At 56.6% G+C, this 25,702-nt stretch carries 23 protein-coding genes; 11 read left to right on the top strand and 12 right to left on the bottom strand.

Going from position 1 to position 25,702, the window contains the following annotated elements; genetic code table 11:
- Positions 1-88: 88 nt before the first annotated feature.
- On the top strand, positions 89-880 hold the full coding sequence (locus OSH03_RS03400; RefSeq protein WP_277614543.1) for an AraC family transcriptional regulator: 792 nt from the start codon (positions 89-91) through the stop codon (positions 878-880).
- Here OSH03_RS03400 and OSH03_RS03395 read toward each other — a convergent pair.
- Complete coding sequence (locus OSH03_RS03395; RefSeq protein WP_008500737.1) at positions 864-1,310, bottom strand: DUF441 domain-containing protein; 447 nt, start codon at positions 1,308-1,310, stop codon at positions 864-866. The two genes, OSH03_RS03400 and OSH03_RS03395, sit on opposite strands and share 17 nt — an antisense overlap.
- Positions 1,311-1,454: 144 nt before the next feature.
- Between OSH03_RS03395 and yoaI the strand changes: the two genes are divergently transcribed.
- Positions 1,455-1,559, top strand: a complete 105-nt coding sequence (gene yoaI, locus OSH03_RS03390; protein ID WP_151413204.1) for a small membrane protein YoaI — start codon at positions 1,455-1,457, stop codon at positions 1,557-1,559.
- A gap of 5 nt (positions 1,560-1,564) precedes the next feature.
- Here the strand turns inward: yoaI and OSH03_RS03385 are convergent, their stop codons facing one another.
- From OSH03_RS03385 to yeaG, 3 genes are all read right to left on the bottom strand, one after another.
- Entirely contained in the window at positions 1,565-2,071 is a 507-nt protein-coding gene (locus OSH03_RS03385; protein ID WP_266178276.1) for a YbaK/prolyl-tRNA synthetase associated domain-containing protein, read from the bottom strand.
- Between the two features lie 98 nt (positions 2,072-2,169).
- Entirely contained in the window at positions 2,170-3,453 is a 1,284-nt protein-coding gene (locus OSH03_RS03380; RefSeq protein WP_028012767.1) for a YeaH/YhbH family protein, read from the bottom strand.
- A gap of 74 nt (positions 3,454-3,527) precedes the next feature.
- Positions 3,528-5,462 (bottom strand): protein kinase YeaG, encoded by a 1,935-nt coding sequence (yeaG, locus tag OSH03_RS03375; RefSeq protein WP_014883443.1) that lies wholly within the window; start codon positions 5,460-5,462, stop codon positions 3,528-3,530.
- Between the two features lie 430 nt (positions 5,463-5,892).
- Here yeaG and OSH03_RS03370 point away from each other — a divergent pair, with 430 nt between their 5' ends.
- Positions 5,893-6,639, top strand: coding sequence for a MipA/OmpV family protein (locus tag OSH03_RS03370; protein WP_041910477.1), 747 nt, complete (start codon positions 5,893-5,895; stop codon positions 6,637-6,639).
- Between the two features lie 78 nt (positions 6,640-6,717).
- On the opposite strand, the gene OSH03_RS03365 is transcribed toward OSH03_RS03370, so the two are convergent.
- Positions 6,718-7,602, bottom strand: a complete 885-nt coding sequence (locus tag OSH03_RS03365) for a D-hexose-6-phosphate mutarotase (RefSeq protein ID WP_266178275.1) — start codon at positions 7,600-7,602, stop codon at positions 6,718-6,720.
- Positions 7,603-7,676: 74 nt separating this feature from the next.
- On the bottom strand, positions 7,677-8,672 hold the full coding sequence (gene gapA, locus OSH03_RS03360) for a glyceraldehyde-3-phosphate dehydrogenase (RefSeq protein WP_014831506.1): 996 nt from the start codon (positions 8,670-8,672) through the stop codon (positions 7,677-7,679).
- 341 nt (positions 8,673-9,013) lie between these two features.
- Between gapA and msrB the strand changes: the two genes are divergently transcribed.
- Positions 9,014-9,427, top strand: a complete 414-nt coding sequence (msrB, locus tag OSH03_RS03355; protein ID WP_266178274.1) for a peptide-methionine (R)-S-oxide reductase MsrB — start codon at positions 9,014-9,016, stop codon at positions 9,425-9,427.
- 41 nt (positions 9,428-9,468) lie between these two features.
- Positions 9,469-9,747, top strand: coding sequence for a YeaC family protein (locus OSH03_RS03350; protein ID WP_061098531.1), 279 nt, complete (start codon positions 9,469-9,471; stop codon positions 9,745-9,747).
- Positions 9,748-9,808: 61 nt separating this feature from the next.
- On the opposite strand, the gene chiD is transcribed toward OSH03_RS03350, so the two are convergent.
- From chiD to sppA, 4 genes are all read right to left on the bottom strand, one after another.
- Positions 9,809-11,065 (bottom strand): chitinase ChiD, encoded by a 1,257-nt coding sequence (gene chiD, locus OSH03_RS03345; RefSeq protein ID WP_266178273.1) that lies wholly within the window; start codon positions 11,063-11,065, stop codon positions 9,809-9,811.
- Positions 11,066-11,281: 216 nt separating this feature from the next.
- Positions 11,282-11,923: a bifunctional nicotinamidase/pyrazinamidase gene (gene pncA, locus OSH03_RS03340; RefSeq protein WP_266178272.1), complete on the bottom strand. Its 642-nt coding sequence runs from the start codon at positions 11,921-11,923 to the stop codon at positions 11,282-11,284.
- Between the two features lie 9 nt (positions 11,924-11,932).
- A complete protein-coding gene (gene ansA, locus OSH03_RS03335; RefSeq protein WP_028012774.1) occupies positions 11,933-12,949 on the bottom strand; it encodes an asparaginase in 1,017 nt (338 codons plus the stop codon).
- Between the two features lie 63 nt (positions 12,950-13,012).
- Entirely contained in the window at positions 13,013-14,869 is a 1,857-nt protein-coding gene (gene sppA, locus OSH03_RS03330; RefSeq protein ID WP_116340569.1) for a signal peptide peptidase SppA, read from the bottom strand.
- Between the two features lie 167 nt (positions 14,870-15,036).
- Here sppA and OSH03_RS03325 point away from each other — a divergent pair, with 167 nt between their 5' ends.
- The 3 genes from OSH03_RS03325 to OSH03_RS03315 all read left to right on the top strand — a co-directional run bounded on the left by OSH03_RS03325 (position 15,037) and on the right by OSH03_RS03315 (position 18,696).
- Complete coding sequence (locus tag OSH03_RS03325; RefSeq protein ID WP_045261605.1) at positions 15,037-15,588, top strand: NAD(P)H nitroreductase; 552 nt, start codon at positions 15,037-15,039, stop codon at positions 15,586-15,588.
- A gap of 116 nt (positions 15,589-15,704) precedes the next feature.
- Positions 15,705-16,748 (top strand): selenide, water dikinase SelD, encoded by a 1,044-nt coding sequence (selD, locus tag OSH03_RS03320; protein WP_061098526.1) that lies wholly within the window; start codon positions 15,705-15,707, stop codon positions 16,746-16,748.
- Positions 16,749-16,752: 4 nt separating this feature from the next.
- Positions 16,753-18,696 carry a DNA topoisomerase III gene (locus tag OSH03_RS03315; RefSeq protein WP_266178271.1) on the top strand — a complete coding sequence of 648 codons (1,944 nt, stop codon included), beginning with the start codon at positions 16,753-16,755 and terminating at the stop codon, positions 18,694-18,696.
- 30 nt (positions 18,697-18,726) lie between these two features.
- On the opposite strand, the gene pbp4b is transcribed toward OSH03_RS03315, so the two are convergent.
- On the bottom strand, positions 18,727-20,028 hold the full coding sequence (pbp4b, locus tag OSH03_RS03310; RefSeq protein ID WP_266178632.1) for a penicillin binding protein PBP4B: 1,302 nt from the start codon (positions 20,026-20,028) through the stop codon (positions 18,727-18,729).
- Between the two features lie 117 nt (positions 20,029-20,145).
- Complete coding sequence (locus OSH03_RS03305; RefSeq protein WP_266178270.1) at positions 20,146-21,360, bottom strand: anaerobic sulfatase maturase; 1,215 nt, start codon at positions 21,358-21,360, stop codon at positions 20,146-20,148.
- A gap of 152 nt (positions 21,361-21,512) precedes the next feature.
- Between OSH03_RS03305 and OSH03_RS03300 the strand changes: the two genes are divergently transcribed.
- Genes OSH03_RS03300 through OSH03_RS03290 form a run of 3 tightly spaced genes read left to right on the top strand, consistent with a single transcriptional unit; the run spans position 21,513 to position 25,672 of the window.
- Entirely contained in the window at positions 21,513-23,048 is a 1,536-nt protein-coding gene (locus OSH03_RS03300; protein ID WP_266178269.1) for a PTS transporter subunit EIIC, read from the top strand.
- 13 nt (positions 23,049-23,061) lie between these two features.
- Positions 23,062-24,810, top strand: a complete 1,749-nt coding sequence (locus OSH03_RS03295; RefSeq protein WP_266178268.1) for a sulfatase — start codon at positions 23,062-23,064, stop codon at positions 24,808-24,810.
- Between the two features lie 4 nt (positions 24,811-24,814).
- A complete protein-coding gene (locus OSH03_RS03290; protein ID WP_266178267.1) occupies positions 24,815-25,672 on the top strand; it encodes an aldose epimerase family protein in 858 nt (285 codons plus the stop codon).
- Positions 25,673-25,702: the final 30 nt, after the last annotated feature.

Raw genomic sequence — 25,702 nt, 5'->3', positions numbered from 1 at the left:
ACGTTCAAGCGAGCGCACACAATACCGATTTTCTCAGCGGTTGAAATCAGGCTAAAATGACAGTTTATCGCTAATATCGGACAACCTGATGATTGGTCTGGGACTGGACGGCTACGATCCTGATAGCCAGCACGATGCGGCCGTCGCGTTTCGCATCCGCGTGGTGGCGGAAGAACAATATATTCCGCAGCATCAACACCGTAAGGGGCAGCTGATTCTGGCCCTTGGCGGCGCGATCACCTGCGAAGTGGAAAATGCCATGCTGATGGTACCGCCTCAGTACGCCGTCTGGATCCCAGGCCAAATGCCGCACAGCAACAGGGCCACGCCGGGGGCGCAGCTGTGCTTTTTGTTTATTGAGCCTGGTGCCGCCAGACTGCCCGACCGCTGCTGCACCCTGAAAATTTCTCCCCTCGTGCGGGAGCTGATTTTATCCCTGGCGGAGAAAACGCGTGAACAGCTGCATCTTGCGGCCACATCGCGCCTGGTGGGCGTCCTGTTTGACGAGCTGCCGCTCCAGCGCCAGGAGCATCTGCAGCTGCCCGTCTCACCCCACCCTAAAATCCGGCTGATGAGCGAGAAGATGGCGGAAGAGCCCGCCGCCTGGCAGACGCTGGCCCAGTGGGCGAGCCACTTCGCGATGAGCGAACGTAACCTGGCGCGGCTGGTGGTCAAAGAGACCGGCTTAAGCTTTCGTCGCTGGCGTCATCAGCTGCAGCTGATTTTGGCGTTACAGCATCTGATAAGCGGGAAATCCGTACAGCAGGTGGCACAAACGCTGGGCTATGACTCCACCACCGCGTTTATCACCATGTTCAGGAAGGGGCTGGGCCAGACGCCGGCGCGTTACATGGCCAGCCTGACTATGACTTCCCGATAAACAGGGAAACCAGCCCTGCCGCAATCAGCGGGCCCACCGGCACGCCGCGGAAGAGCGCCACGCCCAGCACCGTGCCCACCAGCAGGCCAGCAACCAGCGAGGGCTGGCTGCTCATCAGCGTCACGCCGCGCCCGCCCAGCCACGAGACAAAAATGCCTACCGCGATCGCCACCAGCGATTTCCAGTTCACAAACGAGTGCAGCAGCGTCGAGGCGGGAAGCGTTCCGCTGGCGATGGGCGCCATCACCCCGATGGTTAGAATGATGATCCCGATGGTGAGGCCTTGTTTTTCTATCCACGGGAAAAAGGTGTTTAACGGGGTCACGCGCACAATTATCAGTACCAGAATCGAGATGGCGACGGTGGTGTTGTGGCTGATAAACCCGAGCGCGGCGAGAGCCAGAAGAATGAGCAGAGTAGGGTCAAACATGGGAAGTCCTTGCCAGAATAGTTACCCTGCTTACTGTACGCGGAAAAGCGGCGGAGAACAGTTTTAAAAAGATTATATTGTTGTCATAACCTTGTCATTTGCGCGGATTAAAACGGAAGCAGGTATCGCAAAGGGGCCGCCATCATGCACGATCACATGTTTGTTGAAACGCTCATTATCTCCTCATCGTTTTTTGCTATTGCCGTGATTCTCGTCGCCTCCGTGCTGTTTCTGGAAAGAAGAGGCTAGCGCCGTCACGACGACGCTTTGTGGAAGTTAACAAGCTCAGGACGGGCAATGCGCAGGTAATCCTGGGTATCCATGATCACGGATTTCTCCAGTAAACCGGCGTTAAAGGCGATTTCGTCGAAACGCTCGAACAGAAGCGGGTCGGCAACCAGCGCTAAATCAGGATGGAAGCTAAAGGGCGGAATAGCGCCAAAAACGCAGGCGGTCAGGGTATCAACCTCGGCCGGGCTGGCGAGGGAGGCCTTAAGCCCGCCAAAGTGGCTGGCAAGCTGGCTCAGATCGGCCTGCAGGTCGGCGGCCAGAATCGCCAGTACGTGTTTTTTAACGCCGTTGCCCTTCACTTTGCAGACCAGCGCTTTTGCGCCCTGGCGCAGATCGGTCCCGCGAATTTCACTCACCGCTTCGCATTTCCCCACCGCCTCGTGCTCCATGACGCGAAAACGCGCGCCCTGCGCGGTAAGTAAGGTGATCAGCTTCTGGTGGGTTCCAGCCCCAATAGCGTCGTCAGTCATCACAATTTTCCCGATGATAATCCAGTATGCAGCTTGCTACATTAGCACGGGATAAACGGGGTCGAAAGAAAACAGCCAGCGGATTCGCTGGCTGTGGGTTATGCGTTGCTGGTTGCAGATTGTTTGTGGAACAGCTCCCTGAACACAGGATAAATATCATCCTGATCGCGGATATGCTGCATGGCAAAGTTATCGAACATGGACTGCAGATGTTCATACTCCCGCCACAGGGTCTGGTGGGCGCGACGGGTGATTTCGATATAGCTGTAGTAACGCACCACCGGCAGAATTTTCTTCGCCAGGATCTCGTGACACAGCGGTGAGTCGTCGGCCCAGTTGTCGCCATCCGACGCCTGCGCGGCATAAATGTTCCACTGCGCCGGGTCGTAACGCTCTTTCACCACTTCATCCATCAGCTTCAGGGCGCTTGATACAATGGTCCCCCCGGTCTCCTGGGAATAGAAGAACTCATGTTCATCCACCTCTTTGGCCTGGGTGTGATGTCGGATATAGACCACTTCTACGTTCTTATAGGTTCTGCTCAGGAACAGGTAGAGCAGGATATAGAAACGCTTCGCCATATCCTTGGTGGCCTGGTCCATCGAGCCGGAGACGTCCATCAGACAGAACATGACCGCCTGGCTGGAGGGTTCAGGCCGTTTTTCGTAGTTCTTGTAGCGCAGGTCGAAGGTGTCGATAAACGGCACGCGGTCAATCTTCGCTCTTAGCTCGGCAATCTCTTTACGCAGGCGCTCCTCTTCCAGCAGCTGCGCCGGCTCCGTGTTTTCCACGACCTTCAGGCTGCTCTCCAGCTCGCGCAGTTCGCGACGCTTGCCTGCCGTCATGGCCGTGCGACGCGCCAGAGAATTCTGCAGCGAACGCACAACGCTGATATTGGCGGGCACGCCGTTAGCGGTATAGCCCGCACGATGGGTTTTGTACTCGTTAAGCTGACGGTGCTGATTCTTTTTCAGATTCGGCAGCGCAAGGTCCTCAAACAGCAGGTCGAGATATTCATCTTTCGAAATCTGGAAAACGAACTCATCCTGGCCTTCACCGTCCTGGCTGGCCTGTCCCTGACCGCTTCCTGAACCACCGCCGCCGCCCTGAGGGCGCTCAATTCTGTCGTTCTGAACGAAGTGGTCATTACCCGGGTGTACGCGATGGCGCAGGCCGCCGCGCCCCTGATGAAACATCGGTTCGCTGATGTCATCGGTAGGGATGGAGACAGACTCGCCGCTGTCGACGTCGGTCACCGAGCGTTTGTTGATGGCCTCGGAGATCGACTGTTTGATTTGCGCTTTGTAACGGCGCAAGAAGCGCTGGCGGTTCACCGTGCTCTTGTTCTTGCCGTTAAGACGCCGGTCAATAAACCAGGTCATATACCCCCCGTACTGCATTTGCCAACTTGCGTTTTTGTTGGCCCGGCAGGCGCAGGCGCTACCGGGCGCTTGTTTTAGGACGATTTACGCACGCGCAGATACCATTCGCAGAGCAGGCGAACCTGTTTGCGGGTGTAACCTTTTTCCATCATACGGTCGACAAAATCGTCGTGTTTCTTCTGCTCGTCGGTTGAGGTTTTGGTGTTAAACGAGATCACCGGCAGCAGCTCTTCGGTATTGGAGAACATTTTCTTCTCAATGACCGTGCGCAGCTTCTCGTAGCTGGTCCAGTTCGGATTGCGCCCGTTGTTATGCGCTCTGGCGCGCAGAACGAAGTTCACAATCTCATTGCGGAAGTCTTTCGGGTTGCTGATCCCGGCAGGCTTCTCGATTTTTTCCAGCTCCGCGTTCAGGGATTCACGGTCAAACAGCTGGCCGGTATCCGGGTCGCGGTACTCCTGATCCTGGATCCAGAAGTCAGCGTAGGTGACATAGCGGTCGAAAATGTTCTGCCCGTATTCTGAATAGGATTCCAGATAGGCCGTCTGGATCTCTTTGCCAATGAACTCGGCGTATTTCGGGATCAGGTAGCCTTTCAGGAACTCAAGGTAGCGTTCAGCCTGCTCCTGCGGGAACTGCTCGCGCTCGATTTGCTGCTCAAGCACGTAGAACAGATGAACCGGGTTGGCCGCCACTTCCGCGTGGTCGAAGTTAAAGACGCGGGAGAGGATCTTAAACGCGAAACGCGTGGACAGACCATTCATCCCTTCATCAACCCCGGCGTAGTCGCGGTACTCCTGATAGGACTTCGCTTTCGGGTCGGTATCTTTCAGGCTTTCACCGTCGTAGACGCGCATTTTCGAATAGATGCTGGAGTTTTCCGGCTCTTTCAGGCGCGACAGGATGGAGAAGCGCGACAGCGTTTCCAGCGTGCCCGGTGCGCATGGCGCGTGTACCAGCTCGCTGTGGTTAAGCAGTTTCTCGTAAATTTTGATCTCTTCGGAGATCCGCAGGCAATAAGGCACCTTGACGATGTACACGCGGTCAAGGAAGGCCTCATTGTTTTTGTTATTACGGAAGGTCACCCATTCAGATTCGTTCGAGTGGGCGAGAATAATTCCGTTAAACGGCAGGGCGGAGATACCTTCCGTCCCGTTGTAGTTCCCTTCCTGGGTCGCCGTCAGCAGGGGATGCAGCACTTTAATCGGTGCTTTAAACATCTCGACGAACTCCATAATCCCCTGGTTGGCGCGGCACAGCGCGCCGGAATAGCCATAGGCATCCGGGTCGTTTTGTGCGAAGTTTTCCAGCTTACGGATATCGACTTTACCCACCAGCGCCGAGATATCCTGGTTGTTCTCATCACCCGGTTCCGTTTTGGCGATAGCGATCTGCTCCAGGATGGATGGCCACACCTTCACCACCCGGAATTTGGTGATATCACCGCCAAACTCGTGCAGGCGTTTTGCCGCCCACGGCGACATAATGGTGCCGAGGTAGCGGCGCGGGATGCCAAACTCTTTATCCAGAATTTGCGCATCTTCCTGCGGATTAAACAGGCACAGCGGATGGTCGTTCACCGGGCTGCGCTCGCCGTTAGCGCTCAGCACGTAAATCGGCACGCGCTGCATCAGCGACTTCAGGCGTTCAGCCAGCGAGGATTTACCGCCGCCGACGGGGCCGAGTAAATAGAGGATCTGTTTCTTCTCTTCCAGACCCTGGGCGGCATGCTTCAGATAGGAGACAATCTGTTCAATGGCATCTTCCATACCATAGAACTCTTCGAACGCCGGATATCGGGCAACCACCCGATTCGAAAACAGACGGGAAAGCCGTGGCTCCAGGGCAGTATCAACCATGTTTGGCTCACCAATAGCCATCAATAGCCGTTCTGCCGCATTGGCATAGGCACTGCGATCTTGCCGACAAATGGTAAGAAACTCCTGCAGTGTGAACTCTTCGTCCTTGGCAGCTTCGTAGCGCTGGCGATAGTGATCGAATATATTCATGGCATGCCGTCCTTTCGTTTTTTAGCACAGGATAAGAGCCGTTCGTATGAGTAGTGGAGGCTCCCGGAAGAGAATCTCTCGCACCCCACTGCCAGAGCAGCAACCTGTGTGCCAGGTCAGACGCTAAGAACCGCAGGTGTTCAGGAAAACTCTTCTTAAATTTAAGCGTAGATGGCATTTGCCAAACTTGCATGCTGAGAAAAACTAATTTCAATGACATATCAATAACTCATCCAAAAATTTCCACCCTGGTTATAAGGCTTAAGCACGTTTTTCATTCAGCGGTCATATAAATGAAAGCGGGTTGTCATCTGAAAAGTTAAAAATAATGGGTTAATCAGACTGATTAGCAGGCAAAAAATTTTGGGATGTACGGGAATGGCGGTTACACTTCACCCGCTGATTATTTGACTACAGGAAAGAATGGATTGTGACCAAACTCAAACTTCTGGCATTGGGCATCCTTGCCGCGACCGCAGTTAGCACCGCTCAGGCGGAAAGTCAGTGGACGGTGGGTGCGGGCGTTGGCGTCATTAACAGCCCATACAAACAGTATGACCGCGACGTTTATCCTGTCCCCGTTATCACCTACGAAGGCGATAACTTCTGGTTCCGCGGTCTCGGCGGCGGCTACTATCTGTGGAACGATACGGCCGATAAGCTTTCTATCATGGCCTACTACGATCCAACGCACTTCAAGCCGGGCGACAGCGACAGCCACGCGCTTCGCCAGCTAGACAAGCGCAAAAGCTCCATGATGGCCGGGCTTTCATACGTACATAACACCCAGTATGGCTTCCTGCGTACGGCCCTGGCGGGTGATACGCTGGATAACAGCAACGGCTTTATCTGGGATCTGGCGTGGTTGTATCGCTATACCAACGGTGGGCTCACCCTGACCCCGGGTATCGGCGTGCAGTACAACAGTGAAAACTACAACGACTACTACTACGGCGTCTCTAAAAACGAGTCCCGCCGCAGTGGGCTGAAAAGCTACAGCGCCGATGACGGCTGGGATCCTTACCTGGAGCTGACCGCGAGCTACAACTTCCTTGGCGACTGGAACGTCTATGGCACCGGTCGTTACGAACGTCTGAGTGACGAAGTGAAGGATAGCCCGATGGTTGATAAGTCCTGGGCTGGCATCTTCTCTGTGGGTGTGACCTACAAGTTCTGATTGTGTATTATTGCGGTGCAATCTTTGCATCAAAACGGGGCGCTTGCGCCCCGTTTGCTTTAGTGCGGTGCAGCGACATTATCGCTTAACGATGCGAATCGTCTGCCCTAAACGAGACGGCTTTTCTTCACTCGCTTTTTGCGGGGTGGTCACGCAGGCCGTTTCCACGCAGACGAACGTTTTGTAACCGTCATCCGGAATGTCGGCCATGCTGATGGAGAGGGCAGGGCCCGGGTTCCAGCCCACCACGTTGCTGTGATGGTGATGAACCACCTCAATGCCGCGGTTCAGGGCACCGTCGTGGATCACGCTGCACGCTTCCGGGTGCAGATAGACGCGGTCGGTACGGTCCGGGAACGCCTGAACGCCGTCGCTCAGTTTGCCTTCCTTCGCGTTATCAACTTTGTCGATAAAGGTATCGCCAAGGCCGCTCACCTTCACAGCGCTGATGTCACCAACGTTGAAGTAGGTATGCAGGGCAGAGGTGGTGTCGAACTCGCCGTGGGCTTCCAGCTCAATCTCGCAGCTTTGACCCAGCTTGAAGCGGGCATACAGGGTGAAATCATGCGGCCACAGGGCGCGGGTTTCGTCATTAGCCTGCAGCTCAAAGGTCAGCACAGCGCCGTTGTCGTCTTCGTTATGAGCCTTCAGCGTCCACTGCTGGTTACGGGCGAAACCGTGAGAAGGCAAACCCGGCTGTGCGGACGGGCCAAACCACGGCCAGCAGATCGGTACGCCGCCGCGAATCGCATCCCCTTTTTTGAACGAGGTGGCGTCGCTCAGCCACAGCGCTTCCGCTTCGCCTTCCGGTCTCCAGGAGAGCAGGTGCGCGCCGTTCAGCGCCACGGAGGCTTTAACGCGCGGGTGGTCAACGACGATAACGTCGGCACCGTCAATCTGACGGCGGGAGAGCACAGGGGTAAGTTGTTCGACTACCGGAAGTGCAAAAATTTTATTAATCATTAAGCAATCCTCTGTCTAAAAACAATAAAAAAGGCGACCGAAGTCGCCTTTTTGGATCAATCACTCATCTCAACTTATTTGGAGATGTGAGCGATCAGGTCCAGTACTTTGTTAGAGTAGCCAGTTTCGTTGTCGTACCAGGAAACCAGTTTCACGAAGTTGTCGTTCAGTGCGATACCTGCTTTAGCATCGAACACGGAAGTGCACACTTCGCCGTTGAAATCGGTAGATACAACGTCGTCTTCGGTGTAGCCCAGAACGCCTTTCATTGCGCCTTCGGAAGCAGCTTTGATTGCTTTCTTAATTTCTTCGTAAGAAGCAGCTTTTTCCAGACGAACGGTCAGGTCAACAACGGATACGTTAGGAGTTGGAACGCGGAACGCCATACCAGTCAGTTTGCCATTCAGTTCTGGCAGTACTTTACCTACAGCTTTAGCAGCACCGGTAGAGGATGGGATGATGTTCTGAGCCGCGCCACGGCCGCCGCGCCAGTCTTTGTGAGACGGGCCGTCAACGGTTTTCTGAGTAGCGGTGGTCGCGTGAACGGTAGTCATCAGACCTTCGATGATGCCGAAGTTGTCGTTGATAACTTTAGCCAGCGGTGCCAGGCAGTTGGTGGTGCAGGATGCGTTAGAAACGATGTCCTGGCCAGCGTAAGTTTCGAAGTTTGCACCGCGAACGAACATTGGGGTGTTGTCTTTGGAAGGACCAGTCAGAACAACTTTCTTCGCACCCGCAGTGATGTGTTTACGTGCAGTTTCGTCGGTCAGGAAGATACCGGTTGCTTCAGCAACAACGTCAACACCGATTTCGTTCCATTTCAGGTTAGCTGGGTCTTTCTCAGCAGTAACGCGGATGGTTTTGCCGTTAACAACCAGGTGGCCGTCTTTCACTTCAACGGTGCCGTCGAAACGACCGTGAGTTGAGTCGTACTTCAGCATGTACGCCATGTATTCAGCGTCCAGGAGATCGTTGATACCAACGATTTCGATGTCAGAACGTTTCTGAGCAGCACGGAAAACAATACGGCCGATACGGCCAAAACCGTTGATACCTACTTTGATAGTCATATATTCCACCAGCTATTTGTTAGTGAATAAAAGGTTGCCTGTAAAATTACAAAAACCTTACGCAGCGTCAAGCGGAATCGTGTCAATCATTGCGACAAATCAATCCTGTGACTAACGTTTGTGCGACTGACTCGCCTCACTTTCCCTTTGAGCTTGCAACCACATGGGGGCTGCGCCCGGAATTTTAAAGTCCTTGCAGGATAAAAATGTGAACATGATCACAATTGCCTGACCGCCTTTTCGCGACACATAAGTTTAGAACAAAAGTGCACGCAAGGGTGTTAATGTTTTGTTAGAATCCGGGTTAAAAGATGTCTGTTTCTACAGCGAGATGTAAGCATATGTCGAACCAACGCAACCCTGACGATTTGAAAAAAAACCTCACAGAAATGCAGTTTTACGTGACGCAGAACCACGGCACGGAGCCGCCATTTACCGGGCGTTTATTGCACAACAAGCGAGACGGCATCTATCACTGTCTGGTCTGTGATGCCCCGCTGTTCAATTCACAAACGAAATACGACTCCGGCTGCGGCTGGCCGAGCTTTTACGAGCCGGTGAGCGATGACGCAATCCGCTATCTGACGGACTCGTCGCACGGTATGGTGCGCACGGAAATTCGCTGCGGCAACTGCGACGCGCACCTGGGCCACGTCTTCCCGGACGGTCCTCAGCCAACGGGTGAGCGTTTCTGCGTAAACTCAGCTTCTCTGAGCTTCAGCGACGATGAAAACGGCGACCAGATCAAAGGTTGAAAAAACGATTCAGCAAATTATTCCTTTAAAAGGGAGAGATCGTGAATATTGAGGACATGATTAACGGGATGACCCCGGAAGTTTATCAGCGTCTGGTGACCGCCGTTGAGCTGGGTAAATGGCCCGACGGTGTGGCCCTGACGCCTGAGCAAAAAGAGAACAGTCTGCAGCTGGTGATGCTGTGGCAGGCGCGCAACAACACTGACGCGCAGCACATGACTATCGACACCAACGGTCAGATGGTGATGAAGAGCAAGCGCGAGCTGAAGGAAGATTTTGGCATCACGCCGAAGCCGATTGCGACGATGAAAATGCAATAACGGTGCGGGCTGATGCCCTTACACCCAGCCCTCTCCCACGGGGAGAGGGCTTGATGTCTTACTACTTATGCGGGATCCCGAGCGACTCCGCCAGCTGTTTCGCTAACTGATTATTGTCGTCCGCTCCGTACTCCCAGAACATCGCCCCGGCGAGGCCTTTCTCTTTGATGTAGTCCGCCTTGATCGCGACGGAACGCGGGTTCTCATACGAAATCGCAAACAGCGCGTTGCCATCGGCACCCTTTACCGAGAGCCACGGTACCTTCGCCTGGTCGTCCCAGTGCTCGGTAAAACGCTTCTGCGGATCGTTCAGCAGCTTCTTCACGATATCGTTGTACTTCACGTAGGTATCTTTGGTCAGGTCATAGCCGAGCGACTTAAACAGGTCGATCTCATGCGTTCCAAAGTAGGGCTGGGTGACCGGATTTTTTTGCGCGTCCGGCTTGCTCCAGTCAATGCCCGGTTCAACCGCACGTTTCGGTACGCGGCCGTAAAAACCGATCCCGAGGTTCATCTGCTTTGGCTTAAGTCCGGCGGCCAGATAGTTGTTCACCACAAAATCGACGCTGTATTTATCGGCGGCAGCCACCGTTGGCCAGGCGCTGGAGTCATACAGGTTCGCGTTGAAATACTGGGTGCCGTACGCCATGTCGTAGGTCATCAGGTTGATGTAGTCGAGGAGCGGGGCGATGGCTTTGACATCCACCCAGCTTTTCGGACTTTCCGCATTCGCGCCCACCGCAATGGTCACCAGCTTTTTCTGCCCGAACGCGTCGCGCATCTCTTTCAGCAGGGCGGTGAAGTTATCCCTGTCGGCGGGCGTGCTTGCAACCAGCCCCCACGCGCCGTTGACCGGATACTCCCAGTCGAGATCGATCCCGTCCAGGCCGTATTTCTCAACAATCTCCTGCGCGGAGCGGATAAACACCGCGCGACTCTCTTTGGTTGCCGCTGCGCCAGAGAAACCGCGCGCCCCCCAGCCGCCAACGGAGAGCAGGACTTTCAGGTTCGGGTTTTGTTTACGCAGGGTGGGGATGAGAGCCAGATCGGACGCCACTTTTGGCGACAGCCAGATTTGATGCAGTTTCGCCGGATCTTTCAGCGCGGCGTTGGTCTCGTCTTTCTCGTCGTTATAAACAAGCCCAAACGAGTAGTTCAGGTGGGTGATCTGACGAACGTCCAGCTTATTGATATCGCCACCCGGTCCGGCGGTGACATCGCCACCCCCGTTAAAGTAGCCCACGGACATCAGAGGCGCGGCGGAAGCAAGCGACGCGCAAAGCAAGGGTAATGCTGCCAGCAGGGGCAAACGTTTCATACAAGTTCCTCTTTGACCTAATAAAAATAACCACGCCACAGAAAAAGCGTGGCGAAAAAACAGCCTGAAGAGAATAGCATTGCCGTTTCGCTTAGGATGCGAGGGAGTTCACTTTATGAGGATTGGGGAGGGTTTTTGCCGGGTGGCGGCTGCGCCTTACCCGGCCTACGGGGAAAGGTAGGCCGGGTAAGCGTCAGCGCCACCCGGCTAAAAAGGCTACGCCTGCGTTTCCAGCCAGTCTGCCAGCGTATACAGCGTTGCGCCTTCGGCGGCCATATCCATAAACGCCTGAGCGCTGTCCTGCGGTTGGATGTTCACCCCGCGACAGCCGTCGGTGATGACGCTAACGGTATAACCCAGCTGGAGCGCGTCCAGCACGGTAAACTTCACGCAGTAATCCGTCGCCAGACCCAGCACGATCAGCTCCGTGATTTCATGGTGACGTAACCACGCGTCCAGCGCCGTCTTCTGGCGATGCCCGTTATCAAAAAACGCGCTGTAGCTATCGATGGCCGGGTTTTCACCTTTATGAAATACCGCGTCGATGGCCTTCTGATTCATGAGCGGATGCAGCTCCGCGCCTTCCGTCTGCTGCACGCAGTGATCCGGCCAGAAGGTTTGCGCCAGCCCGTCGAGTTCCCCCTGGGTGAAAGGCTCGACGTTGTGCTGGCTGGCAAAGCTGCCGTGGTTCGCCGGGTGCCAGTCCTGGCTTGCGACAACCGCTTCACCGCGGGCTTTACACCAGTCAATCAGGGTATTTGCCACGTCAACGGTGCTGTCACCTTCGGCGACGGCCAGCGCGCCGCCCGCGCAGAAATCATTTTGCAAATCGACCAGTAGCAGGGCGCGTTGCTTCATGAGAGCTCCTTATTCGTCCGGGGTCAGCTCGCCGCGCAGGTTTTGCATCATCGCGCGGCGAATGGACTGAATGTCCAGATCCTGACTCAGTAAATAGTGAAGTTTAGTCAGCGTCGCCTCAACGGTCATATCGAAGCCGCTGATCACCCCAGCGTGCGCCAGCGCGTTGCCGGTGGCATAGCCGCCCATGTTCACTTTGCCAGACATGCACTGGGTCAGGTTCACCACCACAATTCCGCGCTCGCTGGCTTCCTGAAGCTCCTTCAGGAATTCGCCGTTCTGCGGGGCGTTGCCGACGCCATAGGAGCGCAGGATCAGCGCCTTAACCGGCTGGCGCAGGAAATTGCGCACCACGTCCGCGGAGATGCCCGGATAAATGGTGACGACGCCAATCGGCTGCGGGGTAATCGGGTGCACAATCAGCTCACCGGCGGTGTTCGGCGCCGGAGGCGTTCCCAGACGACGGATATGAATACCGGCTTCCAGCAGCGGCTGCAGGTTAGGGGAGGCGAAGGCGTCAAAACCGTCGGCATGGGCTTTGGTGGTGCGGTTGCCGCGGTACAGACGGTTGTTGAAGAAGAGCGACACTTCGTTGATCGGGTAATTCGCCGCCACGTACAGGGAGTTCAGCAGGTTGATCTGCCCGTCAGAGCGCAGCTCCGCCAGCGGAATTTGCGACCCGGTAACGATAACTGGTTTGCTCAGGTTCTCCAGCATGAAGGAGAGCGCCGAGGCGGTAAACGCCATGGTGTCGGTGCCGTGCAGGATCACGAAGCCGTCGTACTGGTCGTAATGGGCTTTAATGTCATCCGCGATGTGCTGCCAGTCTTCCGGCGTCATGTCGGAGGAGTCCATCAGCGGCTCGTACTCGTGGATCGTGAAGTCAGGCATTTCCGGACGGTGGAATTCAGGCATCAGCGCAAGCTGACGCTGAAGATGGCCGGAGACAGGGATATAGCCATTTTCAGAGCGCTGCATACCGATGGTACCGCCAGTGTAGGCTACATAAATCGATTTCTTCTGCATGGTAGTGAGTTCTTGTTCTTCAAAAGAAAAAAATCCCCTCTTCACGGGAAGAGGGGACGGTTTTTAACGGACGTTAGCGCAGGTCAGGCAAAACGCGTAACGACTTTGTGGATCGTTAAAGGCCGCGAGCTTATCGCTTTCCGCCTTCATCGCTTTCGCCGCCGTGGCCACCGGGGCCGGCAGGTACGCCTGCAGCGCCTCCGGCAGCATGGCGCGTACGGAAACAGACATGCTGTCCATCACCATATCGAAGAACGACGGCTCGTCCTGATAATACTCAATATGCCACTGCTTGAGCTTCGCCAGTTCGGCGGCTTTCTTCACCGCGTCGTCGAAGTCGCCCAGGCTGTCGACCAGACCGTTACTCTTCGCATCCTGTCCGGTCCAGACGTGGCCCTGTGCAATCTGGTCGATCTGTTCCGGCGTCTTCTTACGCGAGTCGGCAACCAGCGTGATAAAGCGCTTATAGCCGTTCTCAATGCTCAGCTGCATCATCTCTGAAACTTCCGGCGGCAGGGATTTGGTCATCGACACATCCGCCAGCGGTGACGTGGAAACGCCATCGGTATGCACGCCCAGATAATCCAGACTGTTTTCCACGGTGTTAATCACCCCGAAGATGCCGATCGAGCCGGTCAGCGTGCTTGGGTTCGCCACAATGTAGTTGGCAGGCGTGGAGATCCAGTACCCGCCTGACGCGGCCATTCCGCCCATGGATACAACGACCGGCTTGCCAGCGGCACGCGCTGCGGCCAGCTCTGCGCGGATCACTTCGGAGGCGCTAACGCTGCCGCCAGGGCTGTTCACCCGCAGAACAATCGCTTTCACTTTCGGATCCAGGCGAGCATCGCGGATCTGCGACGCGGTGGTATCACCGCCGACGTTCCCCGGCGTTTCCTGGCCGTCCATGATGGCGCCGTTAGCAAACACCACGGCTACGCTGTCGCCGCTGTCGTCCGGCTTTTTCGCAGCATAGTCATACATGCTGATGGCGCTGTAGTTTTTGTCCTCTTTGCTCCAGCCAAACTGTTTGGTCAGGGCTTTTTCGATATCCGCACTGGTGCCCAGCGCGTCAACCAGCTTATTGTCGAGCGCATACTTCGCGGTATCGCCGTCGACCTTGCGCAGTCCGTCCAGCACGCCGCGAGCGCCAGGGAATACCTGCTCAGCGGTAATTTGACGGTTAGCGGCAACGGTGCCGAGATAGTTCTGCCACAGCTCGCCAATCCAGCGGCTGTCCGCTTCACGGGCGGCAGGGGACATATCGTCGCGGATAAACGGCTCCACGGCAGATTTATAGGTGCCGACGCGGAAGACGTGGGTGGTGACCTTCAGCTTGTCGAGCAGCGATTTGTAGTACAGGCCGTTGGTGGCAAAGCCGTGCAGATCGACCGTACCCTGCGGAGAAAGCCAGATCTTATTGGCGAAGCTCGCCAGATAATATTGCCCCTGACTGTAGCTATCGCCCACGGCAATCACCGGCTTGCCGCTGTCGCGGAACTCGCGCAGCGCTTTACCGATGTACTGCATGGAAGGCTGGTCGCCGCCGGCAAAATCTTTCAGATCCAGCACGATCCCGGTGATGTTTCGGTCGTCTTTGGCCTGACGGATGGTATCGACGATATCGAACAGGGAGTTCTCCTGCAGGCGGTCTGACGTCGCGCCAAACAGCTGGCGGCTGATAACCCCCAGACGGTTGCTGGTGGACGGTTTATCAACGATTACGCCGGTGATATCGAGTAACAGGGCCCCGCGAGTCGAATGCTGCGCCTGATTCGCGTTGCTGATATGCATCCAGATGCCCGCGCAAACCAGAACCAGCAGGATGAAGAAGATGTTCATCACCAGGTTGCGGACGAAGTTGAGCAGTCGCCACGTCCATTTAAAGAAACCGGCAAAGATTCGCCAAAGGGTTCGCATGTATTCTCCCTAACCAGAAAATGACTGTTTCCGTCGCCACTGGACGGTAATGTTGGGTTATCGTAATGACCCAACCGCCACTTGTCAGCAGGAATCGCCTGCCAGGCTGTAACAAAATCTGCCGTCGTGTTAATTTTGTGAGTAAATTTCAAGAAAGGAGTTAACCAATGGATGCACTCGAACTGCTTGTTAACCGTCGTAGCGCGTCACGTCTGGCTGAACCCGCCCCTGCGGGCGAGCAGCTGGAAAACATTCTGCGTGCCGGTATGCGTGCCCCGGATCATGGCACGCTGCAGCCATGGCACTTCTTTGTGATTGAAGGCGAAGGCCGCGATCGCTTCAGCCAGCTGCTGGAGCAGGGGGCAGTTGCCGCCGGGCAGGATGAGAAAGGTATCGACAAGGCACGCAATGCCCCGTTCCGTGCCCCGATGATTATCGCTGTCGTGGCGAAATGCCAGGCCGACCATAAGGTGCCGGTCTGGGAGCAGGAAATGTCTGCCGGCTGTGCGGTGATGGCGATGCAGATGGCCGCCGTTGCGCAGGGCTTTAACGGTATCTGGCGCACCGGTCCGCTGACCGAGAGCGCCGCCGTGCGGGCAGGGTTCTCCTGCGGCGAGCACGACAAAATTGTCGGCTTCCTCTACCTCGGCACCCCGCAGCTTAAAGCCTCCAGCACCATTAGCGTGCCGGACACCACGCCTTTCGTCAGCCGTTTTTAATTACACGCGCTAAACTGTCTGGATTCTGAGCATCCGCCGCAGAATTCAGACAGTCATACTTACCTCTTTATGGAATGAGCGCTACCATAGCGCGATTGAGATGACAGGAGACGTCCATGAGCGAGCAAACCATTCGTTTAACGCAGTACAGCCACGGAGCCGGTTGCGGTTGTAAAATTTCCCCGAAAGTGCTGGAGACCATTCTGCACAGTGAACAGGCGAAGTTTGTCGACCCGAACCTGCTTGTCGGCAATGAAACGCGTGACGATGCGGCGGTTTATGACTTAGGTAACGGCACCAGCATTATCAGCACCACTGACTTCTTTATGCCGATTGTCGACAACCCGTTCGACTTCGGGCGCATCGCGGCCACCAACGCCATCAGCGATATCTTCGCCATGGGCGGTAAGCCGATCATGGCGATTGCCATTCTGGGCTGGCCTGTCAACACCCTTCCGCCGGAAATCGCCCGCGAGGTGATTGATGGCGGGCGTTTCGCCTGCCAGCAGGCGGGGATTGCCCTGGCCGGCGGCCACTCGATTGATGCGCCAGAGCCGATCTTCGGCCTGGCCGTCACCGGCGTGGTGCCGACCGAGCGCGTGAAGCGCAATAGCACCGCGCAGGCGGGCTGCAAGCTGTTCCTTACCAAGCCGCTGGGCATTGGCGTGCTCACCACCGCCGAGAAAAAATCCCTGCTCAAACCGGAGCACAAAGGCCTGGCGACGGAAGTCATGTGCCAGATGAACCTCGCCGGCGCGGCGTTCGCCAATATCGACGGCGTGAAGGCGATGACCGACGTCACCGGTTTTGGCCTGCTGGGGCACCTCTCCGAAGTCTGTCAGGGGGCGGGCGTGCAGGCGCAGGTCTGGTATCAGGACGTACCGAAGCTGCCGGGCGTGGAAGAGTACATTGCCCAGGGCGCGGTTCCGGGCGGTACCCAGCGCAACTTCGCCAGCTACGGTCACCTGATGGGCGAAATGCCTGAGGCGTGGCGCAACCTGCTGTGCGATCCGCAAACCTCCGGCGGCCTGCTGCTGGCGGTCACGCCGGAATCCGAAGCCGAGGTTCAGGCAACCGCCGCCGAGTTTGGTATCACCCTGACTGCGATCGGCGAGCTGGTGACCGCGCGCGGTGGCCGACCGATGATTGAGATCCGTTAATTCAATGCGGTTGTTTATTGCCGAAAAGCCGAGCCTGGCCCGTGCCATCGCCGACGTGCTGCCTAAACCGCATCGCAAGGGCGACGGCTTTATCGAATGCGGCAACGGGCAGGTGGTCACCTGGTGTATCGGTCACCTGCTTGAACAGGCGCAGCCGGACGTCTACGACAGCCGCTACGCCCGCTGGAACCTCAACGATCTGCCCATCGTGCCGGAAAAGTGGCGTCTTCAGCCTCGTCCGTCCGTCACCAAACAGCTCAACGTTATTAAGCGTTTTCTGCATGAGGCGACGGAAGTGGTCCACGCGGGTGACCCGGACAGAGAAGGGCAGCTGCTGGTGGACGAAGTGCTGGACTATCTTGAGCTGGCTCCGGAAAAGCGGCAGCAGGTGCAGCGCTGCCTGATCAACGACCTCAACCCGCAGGCGGTTGAGCGTGCCATTTCGCGCCTGCGCGCCAACAGCGAATTTATCCCGCTGTGCGTCTCCGCGCTGGCGCGCGCCCGAGCGGACTGGCTGTACGGGATCAACATGACCCGCGCCTACACCATCCTCGGGCGTAACGCGGGCTATCAGGGCGTACTCTCCGTGGGCCGCGTGCAGACGCCGGTGCTGGGGCTGGTGGTGCGTCGCGATGAAGAGATCGAGAACTTCGTCGCCAAAGACTTCTTTGAAGTGAAAGCGCACATCGTCACGCCAAAAGACGAACGCTTTACCGCCGTCTGGCAGCCGAGCGATGCCTGCGAGTCGTATCAGGACGAAGAGGGGCGGCTGCTCCATCGTCCGCTGGCGGAGCACGTGGTTAACCGCATTACCGGCCAGCCTGCCATCGTTACCAGCTATAACGATAAACGGGAATCAGAACCCGCGCCGCTGCCGTTCTCACTTTCTGCTCTGCAGATTGAGGCCGCGAAGCGCTTTTGCCTCAGCGCGCAGAACGTGCTGGATATCTGCCAGAAGTTGTATGAAACCCACAAGCTGATCACCTATCCGCGCTCGGACAGCCGCTATCTGCCGGAAGAGCACTATGCCGGACGCCATTCGGTGATGAACGCCATCGGCGTCCACGCGCCGGATCTGCTCCCGCAGCCCGTCGTTAACCCGGACACCCATAACCGCTGCTGGGACGACAAAAAGGTCGATGCCCACCACGCGATTATCCCGACGGCGCGCGCCAGCAGCGTCAACCTGACCGATAACGAAGCGAAGGTCTATAACCTGATCGCCCGTCAGTACCTGATGCAGTTCTGCCCGGACGCGGTGTTCCGCAAGTGCGTCATCGAGCTGGAAATTGCCAAAGGCAAGTTTGTCGCTAAAGCGCGTTTCCTCGCGGAAGCGGGCTGGCGCACGCTGCTGGGCAACAAAGAGCGCGATGAGGAGAACGACGGCACGCCGCTGCCGGTGGTCGCTAAAGATGACGAACTGCTGTGCGAGAAGGGCGAAGTGGTTGAACGTCAGACCCAGCCGCCGCGCCACTTCACCGATGCAACGCTGCTGTCGGCCATGACCGGGATCGCCCGCTTTGTGCAGGATAAAGATCTGAAGAAGATCCTGCGCGCCACGGACGGTCTGGGGACGGAAGCGACCCGCGCGGGGATCATCGAGCTGCTCTTTAAGCGCGGTTTCCTGGAGAAAAAGGGACGCTACATCCACTCAACGGAACCGGGCCGGGCGCTGATTCATTCGCTGCCGGAACTGGCCGCGAGGCCGGACATGACCGCGCACTGGGAATCGGTTCTGACGCAGATCAGCGAAAAGCAGTGCCGCTATCAGGACTTTATGCAGCCGCTGGTGGGGACGCTTTACCAACTGATCGATCAGGCCCGCAGCACGCCGGTGAAGCGATTCAGAGGAATGGTTGCGCCAGGGGCGAGCAAAAAACCAACGTTTAAACGTAGCGGGAAAAAACCGCGGGCAAAAGACAATCATGCCGAACAGCCCTCATCCTGAGGGCTGCTCATCCCGGCAGAAGGGCGGTGTTTAATCGTCCAGCGCGCCATAGATCTGATCAACTATCCAGCCGTAGGTTGCCGCAGGCAATAATCCGCTGACAAAAATATTCGGATTTGTTTTGGGATCGGCAACCGGCGAGTGGGGCCGGTTGCCCAGGATTGCAATCGCCATTTTCTTGACGGGATCGATGGCCGTGAGCGTGCCTGTCCAGCCCGTATGACCATACGTTTGCGGGCCGGCCAGCACGCCAAAGGTGGGCGTCATGGATGAATTGCCGTTAACCCGCCAGCCCAGACCAAAGGTAGCATCTGCTGCTGAGCTACGGGTAAAGGCATCTACCGTATTCTGATCGAATAACGTTACGCTGCCGTAATGGCCGCCGTTAAGCATGGTCTGCATCAGGACGGCGATATCATGCGTATTCGAGAACAAACCCGCGTGACCCGAAACGCCGCCCATGGAGTACCAGGCTTTTTCATCGTGTACCTGGCCCCACAGGGTGGAGGTACGAATATGGGGGAAGCTGATGACGCCATCGCGAGTGTTACCGTTCAGTTCCGTGGCGGCAATCTGCTGCGGCTTGAACCCCTTCGTTAAGGGATTAAATACCGTGTGCTTCAGGCCGAGAGGATGGTAGATATGCTTTTCGACATAGGCGTCAAGCGGCATGGCGGTAACGGCCTCAATGATAAAACCCAGGATCATGTAATCGACGTCGCTGTAGACATGTTTTGAACCAGGCGGGTAATCAAGCGGCGTGCGCGTAATCATTTTCAGCGTGGTCTGTTTATCCTGTGAATACAGGCGGCCCGCAACGCGCGCGTTTGGATACTGCGGATCGGCAGGGAAACCGGCCGTATGATGCAGAATATCAATAATGCGCAGGGACTGTTTACCCTTAATCTTGTCTTCGGGCGCATCGGTAAACCCCGGAATGTACTTCGCGACAGGATCGTTCACGTTAATTTTGCCTTCATACACCAGCTTCTGTAGCGCAAAGTTTGTGGCGTACATTTTGGTGTTGGAGGCCAGGTCGTACAGCGTATCCGTTGTGGCCCTGATGGGATGCGTATCCAAACCAGAACCCTCGTATTTTTTGGCGTAGCCCCAGGCTTTCTGCAAAACGATTTGATTGTCTTTTATCACCACGACATTCATACCGGGATAACCGGCATCGACCTGCTGCTGGATCCAGCGGTCCAGCCTGTTTAGCTTTTCGACATTAAAGCCTGCCTTTTCCGGCGGCGCACTGGTTAACACCGGATAATCAGCTGCCAGTGTCGATGCGGATAACGCAATCAGAGACGCAAAAATCATACAGAGTTTCATCATTGTTCCTTCAATGTAGGTCCACATTTTTGTACGCAAAGCAGGCGGCCATAATAAACCTGCTCGACTGTAAAAAATTATGCCTGGGTCATAAAGGGGAACGACGGGCGACGGACCTCAATTGCTGCCGGCAATCATCCCGGCGACGGCCATCACGTTGGCAGGCGGTTGCTGATGGCGGATCTGCTCCGCCATAAAGCGCATATAGGGATCCATATGGCTGAACATGGCTTTATAGCCTGCGCAAAGATGGTTGTGCCAGCGTTGACCGCTTTTATGGATACGGTGCTTAGGACACCCGCCGTGGCATGCGAAGCGCCAGTCGCAGCGCATGCACTCTGCACAGACGGCGGTTTTCGCTAAGCCAAATTTCCGCTGCTGTTTGCCGTGGGCCATTTTTGCCAGGCTATCCCGTCGCAGATTGCCCAGGCGGTGTTCAGGATAAACGTAGTGATCGCAGCTGTAGACATCACCGTTTTGCTCAACCACCAGCCCAAAACCGCAGGATGACTGCATCACGCATAAAGAGGGCGTTTCCCCGAGCCACGCGGCAAGGGCGCTGTCAAACAGCTGGACATACACCTGGCCCACATCCTGCCGAACCCACACGTCGAAAACGCCGTTAATAAACGTTCCCCACTGCTCACCGGATACTGACCACTCGGTAACTTTTCCTCCGCATAGCGACTGCGGATAAAGCAGTTCACCGTATTTCTCCCCTGGCGTCCTTTGCTCGACGGCAGGGATAAACTGCACAAATTTGGCCCCCAGCTCGCGAGTGAGAAAAAGATAGATTTCCTGCGGATGCTCGGCCGTGAGGTTATTTACGACAGCCAAAACATTCACGTCGACACGGTGCTGCTGTAGCAGCGACATTGCGCGGACAACCTTGTCAAATACTGAGCCTCCGCTGCGGGTTTTGCGGTAGCGATCGTGCAGCCAGGCGGGGCCGTCAACCGATAATCCCACAAGAAAATGGTTTGCAGCGAGGAACGTGGCCCACGCTTCGTCGATGAGCACTCCGTTGGTCTGAATGCTGTTCGTGATGCGCTTCCCGTCCGCATATTTTTGCTGCAGCCGCAGCGCCTGCTCGTAAAACGCGATGCCCGCCAGCGTCGGCTCGCCGCCTTGCCAGGTAAATTCCACCTCCGGGCCCGGATTTGCCGCTATGTACTGCCGGACAAAGGCCTCAAGCGTTGCGTCATCCATGTGTCTCGACGACTTGCGGGGCTGAAGCGTCCCGTGTTCTTTTTCCAGATAAAAGCAGTAGTCGCAGGCGATGTTGCATTGATAGCTCACGGATTTGGCCATCAGATGAAACGGACGGTTCATTCGGGCTCCTTAGCCTTTGAGAAAAAAGGTGATGCTGTTCACTTTTCTCTCACTGGGTTTTGACATTATAAAAAAACGATCGAAATATAGATTTCATATAAACACGAATAACATGAAATATAAACTTCATTTCGCCAATATCAGGGGCTTTTATGAGCAAATTGTTTGCGGGCGCACAAAATCTGGGTAAGTCGTTTATGTTGCCAATTGCCGTTCTTCCCGCGGCCGGGCTGTTGCTGGGCTTTGGTGGCGTCTTTACCAATCCGGTCACGCTTGCGACCTATCCGATGCTGGACAGCACGCTGTTCCAGACCCTTTTTACCGTCATGAAGCTATGCGGAAGCGTGGTGTTCGATAACCTTTCGCTACTGTTTGCGGTGGGGATCGCGGTTGGAATGGCGCGTAGCGACAAAGGGACTGCCGGGCTGGCGGCGGTGCTCTGTTATATCGTCATGAATAAGGCCATTAACGCCTCGCTGCTGCTTTCAGGCACGCTGGCGACAGATAATCTGGCCGCAGCGGGGCAAGCGAACGTCCTTGGGATCGTCAGCCTGCAAACCGGCGTGATGGGCGGCATTATGAGCGGGCTGCTGGCCTGGTGGGTGCATAAACGCTTCGGTAAAACGGCGTTGCCGGATCTGCTGGCCTTTTTTAGCGGCTCGCGCCTGGTGCCCATCCTCAGTTCGTTCTTCGCCATTTTTCTCGGCGTGGCGCTCTTCTTTGTCTGGCCGCATATTCAGGCAGGCATCAGCCATCTCGGTGGGCTGGTGGAAAAAACAGGCTACGTGGGGACATTGTTCTACGGCATGATCCTTAAATGCCTGATCCCGCTCGGCCTGCACCACCTGTTCTACCTCCCGTTCTGGCTGACCAGCGTGGGGGGAGAGGCGGTGGTTAACGGTCAGGTGGTGCAGGGGACGCAGAAAATTTTCTTCGCCCAGCTTGCTGACCCAGCGGTCACCCAGTACTACATTGGCGTGTCGCGGTTTATGGCTGGCCGCTTTGCTGACTTTATGTTTGGTCTGCCAGGGGCCGCACTGGCTATCTACCACGCCTCTCGGCCGGAGAACCGTAAAAAAGTCGCCAGCCTGATGCTTTCCGCCGCGCTAACCGCATTTGTCACCGGCATCACCGAGCCGCTGGAGTTTGCGTTTATGTTTTGTGCGCCACTGCTCTACGGTGTTCACACCGTGTTAACCGGCGTGGCATTTATGTTGACTCATATCCTGCAAATCACCGTCGGACAAACCTTCTCCGGCGGACTTATCGACTTTCTGCTGTTTGGCGTGCTTCAGGGCAACGCCAAAACGAACTGGCTGCTGATGCTGCCGCTTGGTGCGGTGATGTTCTGCCTCTACTACTTTTCCTTCCGCTTCCTGATCCAGTGGCGACAGTTGAAGACGCCTGGCCGTGAGCAGGACGAGGAGGCCGTGGAGGCCGCCATTGCAGGCAATGAACGTGCAGCAGGGATCGTGCGCGCGCTGGGAGGACGCGACAATATCGTCGACGTGGACTGCTGCGCCACGCGACTGCGCGTAACGGTGAAGAATGCAAAAAAGGTTGTCGTTGATGACTTTAAACGGCTCGGCAGCCGCGGCGCCTTTATTCGTGGGGAAGGGGTGCAGGTGGTCTATGGGCCTCATGTCACCCTGATCAAAAACGAAGTCGAAGAATTTATCGGTTCATAAAGAGAGACGTCTTATGAAAGCAGTTATGTTGATGTTCGACACGCTAACCCGCCATCATCTTGCCCCCTATGGTGGCGAGGCGATTACCCCCAATTTCACCCGGCTTGCGCAGGCATCGGCGCAGTTCGACCGCTTTTACGTTGGCAGCATGCCCTGCATGCCCGCCCGCCGGGAGCTGCATACCGGCCGCTATAACTTTTTGCATCGCAGCTGGGGACCACTGGAGCCGTTTGATTTCTCTACCTTTCAGGCCTTACGCCAGGCCGGGATCCATACGCATCTGGTTACCGACCACAAACATTACTGGCGGGACGGCGGAGCCACCTACCATACCCGCTACTCCACCTTTGAGTTTATTCGCGGTCAGGAGGGGGACTGCTGGAAAGGTCAGGTCGAGAAACCGACCATTGCCTGGCAGGGGCTAGAAGATGAAGACACGCTGCGCAGGCGCAGCGGACGAATGACGCAGGATCTGATAAACCGAGCCGCAATGCCCGCGCAGGAAGATCACTATACGCACCGCACTATCCAGGCGGGGATGGACTTCCTTGAGGTTAACCAGCACCAGGATAACTGGTTCCTGCAGATCGAATGCTTTGATCCTCACGAGCCGTTTTTTGTCCCGGAAAAATACCTCGCGCAGTATGGCTGTACTGCCGATGAGTTCGACGGCTGGGTTCCCTATTATTGCGGTGCGCCCGGCGGGCAGAACGACGAAAAGGTGAGGAAGTTTTACCAGGCGCTGGTCACCCTGTGCGACGACTATCTCGGGCAGGTGATGGATAAACTCAAGGCGCTGAACCTGTGGGATGACACGCTGTTTATCGTCTGCACCGATCACGGTTTCCTGCTCGGCGAGCACCAGTGGTGGGGCAAAAATATCATGCCGGTCTACAACGAAATCGCCAACACGCCGTTTTTCATCCGCGATCCGCGCAGCCGCAGCTACGGGGTGAGGCGGCAGGCGCTGGCGCAGACCATCGACATACCGGCCACGCTGCTCGACTATTTTGATGTGCCGCCCCCGGCATCAATGACCGGGCGGCCGTTGCGCGAGGCTGTCGCGCACGACGCCCCGGTACGTGACTACGCCCTGTTCGGCTACTTTGGCGGTCATATTAATATCACCGACGGCGATTACGTCTATATGCGCTGCCCACGAGAGGAGGGTAAAGGCCGTCTGTATGAATACACATTGATGCCCACGCGCATCGACAGCATGTTTAACGTGAGTGAACTGCAAAATATCGCTCTCCATCCGGGGTTTGACTTTACGCAAGGCGCGCAGGTAATGCAGATCCCGGCCACCTTTGGCTACCTCAATCCGTGGCGCTTCGGCGATAAGCTGTTTGATCTGCGAACCGATCCGGGGCAGACGGTTTCGCTGGCGGACGGTGAAAAAACGCTGCATTACGCGCAGGCGATGCGCGCGATGATGCAGGCGCACGATGCGCCTTCGGAGCTGTATATCCGTTTCGAACTGGACGCGATCGGCGCCGCGCGCGAGTCGGCCTTCGCCGAGCGCTGGTCACGGCTGAATCTTCTGGCCGAGTGCGAGCATCATGGCGTGGAAGAAGCCCTGCGTTTTATCCTCCGCGCCGGGCAGGCTCAGGGGATATCCCGCGACGTCCTGCTGGCCCACCTGCCCGAAGGGAAAACAGTCCGCGAGGCCGAGATTTTTTCCCTCATCGACGCCTTTTTTAAAGGGGATCCGCATCGGGCGCTGGTCTACCAGATCCGATTGTTATTAAGGACAGCGTAACGCCATGTGGACGGTGGAAAACGAGCACTTTACGGCAACGGTACGGGCATCCGGCGGCGAGCTGGTCAGCCTCTGGCACAAGCAAATGCGCACAGAACGGTTATGGCAGCCGCAGGCGGCGGTCTGGAACCATACGGCCACGCAGCTTTTTCCGGTGGTCGGGAGGCTGATACACGACGGACTCTGGCTGGACGGCCAGTTCTGGCCGCTCCCGGCGCATGGTTTTCTTCGGGAGCAAACGTTCTACTGTGTTGAGCAGAGCCCGGACAGGCTGACGCTGGAAGCCTGTTCCACCCCGCAGGCGCGCAAACAGTGGCCGCGCCGTTGGCGGGTGCGGCTGGCGTTTGCCCTCGACGCCTGTGGACTCACTTTTCAGCAGACGGTGATCAATGAGGACAGCAGAACGTTGCCTTATTCGGCTGGCTGGCATCCTGGCTTTGCTCTGCCCGTTGCTTCCCGCTCCGGGTGGTGGGTGGAGTTCAGCCCGGCGGTGACCGGCCCGTTCTTTACCGATAATCGCACGCTAAAAACAGACGGGTCTCAGCGGTGTGTCGCCCGTTTTGCGCTAACAGGGACAAGCTTCGCAGCAGGGGCTGTCTATTTTGGCGACTGCCAGCACAGGGTGATTCGCGTTCGTGCCCCCGACGGCACGCTCGCCTTAACGCTGGAGACCGGCGAACAGCCCTGGCTGGCCTTGTGGGGCGTGCCGGGAGCGGATTTGCTCTGCATTGAACCGCTCGCTGGCACCACCGATGCCCCGGATGCTGACGGGCAGACCGTTAACAAGCGCGGCATGCAGCATCTGCCCGCCGGAGAAAGCCAGACTTTTACCGTCCGGTTACGCTTTGCGGTGGACGCATGAGCGGGGGATTGCCAGAATACGGGCAGTCTT

It is taken from the genome of Enterobacter nematophilus (assembly GCF_026344075.1).
Taxonomy (GTDB): Bacteria; Pseudomonadota; Gammaproteobacteria; order Enterobacterales; family Enterobacteriaceae; genus Enterobacter; species Enterobacter nematophilus.
The sequence above is the reverse complement of the archived record's forward strand: the minus strand, read 5'-3'. Positions and strand labels throughout refer to the sequence as shown.

Excerpts from the sequence above, each read along its gene's own strand:
- OSH03_RS03400 (WP_277614543.1), top strand. The coding sequence starts at position 89 with ATGATTGGTCTGGGACTGGACGGCTACGATCCTGATAGCCAGCACGAT.
- OSH03_RS03395 (WP_008500737.1), bottom strand. The coding sequence starts at position 1,310 with ATGTTTGACCCTACTCTGCTCATTCTTCTGGCTCTCGCCGCGCTCGGG.
- yoaI (WP_151413204.1), top strand. The coding sequence starts at position 1,455 with ATGCACGATCACATGTTTGTTGAAACGCTCATTATCTCCTCATCGTTT.
- OSH03_RS03385 (WP_266178276.1), bottom strand. The coding sequence starts at position 2,071 with ATGACTGACGACGCTATTGGGGCTGGAACCCACCAGAAGCTGATCACC.
- OSH03_RS03380 (WP_028012767.1), bottom strand. The coding sequence starts at position 3,453 with ATGACCTGGTTTATTGACCGGCGTCTTAACGGCAAGAACAAGAGCACG.
- yeaG (WP_014883443.1), bottom strand. The coding sequence starts at position 5,462 with ATGAATATATTCGATCACTATCGCCAGCGCTACGAAGCTGCCAAGGAC.
- OSH03_RS03365 (WP_266178275.1), bottom strand. The coding sequence starts at position 7,602 with ATGATTAATAAAATTTTTGCACTTCCGGTAGTCGAACAACTTACCCCT.
- gapA (WP_014831506.1), bottom strand. The coding sequence starts at position 8,672 with ATGACTATCAAAGTAGGTATCAACGGTTTTGGCCGTATCGGCCGTATT.
- msrB (WP_266178274.1), top strand. The coding sequence starts at position 9,014 with ATGTCGAACCAACGCAACCCTGACGATTTGAAAAAAAACCTCACAGAA.
- chiD (WP_266178273.1), bottom strand. The coding sequence starts at position 11,065 with ATGAAACGTTTGCCCCTGCTGGCAGCATTACCCTTGCTTTGCGCGTCG.
- pncA (WP_266178272.1), bottom strand. The coding sequence starts at position 11,923 with ATGAAGCAACGCGCCCTGCTACTGGTCGATTTGCAAAATGATTTCTGC.
- ansA (WP_028012774.1), bottom strand. The coding sequence starts at position 12,949 with ATGCAGAAGAAATCGATTTATGTAGCCTACACTGGCGGTACCATCGGT.
- sppA (WP_116340569.1), bottom strand. The coding sequence starts at position 14,869 with ATGCGAACCCTTTGGCGAATCTTTGCCGGTTTCTTTAAATGGACGTGG.
- OSH03_RS03325 (WP_045261605.1), top strand. The coding sequence starts at position 15,037 with ATGGATGCACTCGAACTGCTTGTTAACCGTCGTAGCGCGTCACGTCTG.
- selD (WP_061098526.1), top strand. The coding sequence starts at position 15,705 with ATGAGCGAGCAAACCATTCGTTTAACGCAGTACAGCCACGGAGCCGGT.
- OSH03_RS03315 (WP_266178271.1), top strand. The coding sequence starts at position 16,753 with ATGCGGTTGTTTATTGCCGAAAAGCCGAGCCTGGCCCGTGCCATCGCC.
- pbp4b (WP_266178632.1), bottom strand. The coding sequence starts at position 20,028 with ATGAAACTCTGTATGATTTTTGCGTCTCTGATTGCGTTATCCGCATCG.
- OSH03_RS03305 (WP_266178270.1), bottom strand. The coding sequence starts at position 21,360 with ATGAACCGTCCGTTTCATCTGATGGCCAAATCCGTGAGCTATCAATGC.
- OSH03_RS03300 (WP_266178269.1), top strand. The coding sequence starts at position 21,513 with ATGAGCAAATTGTTTGCGGGCGCACAAAATCTGGGTAAGTCGTTTATG.
- OSH03_RS03295 (WP_266178268.1), top strand. The coding sequence starts at position 23,062 with ATGAAAGCAGTTATGTTGATGTTCGACACGCTAACCCGCCATCATCTT.
- OSH03_RS03290 (WP_266178267.1), top strand. The coding sequence starts at position 24,815 with ATGTGGACGGTGGAAAACGAGCACTTTACGGCAACGGTACGGGCATCC.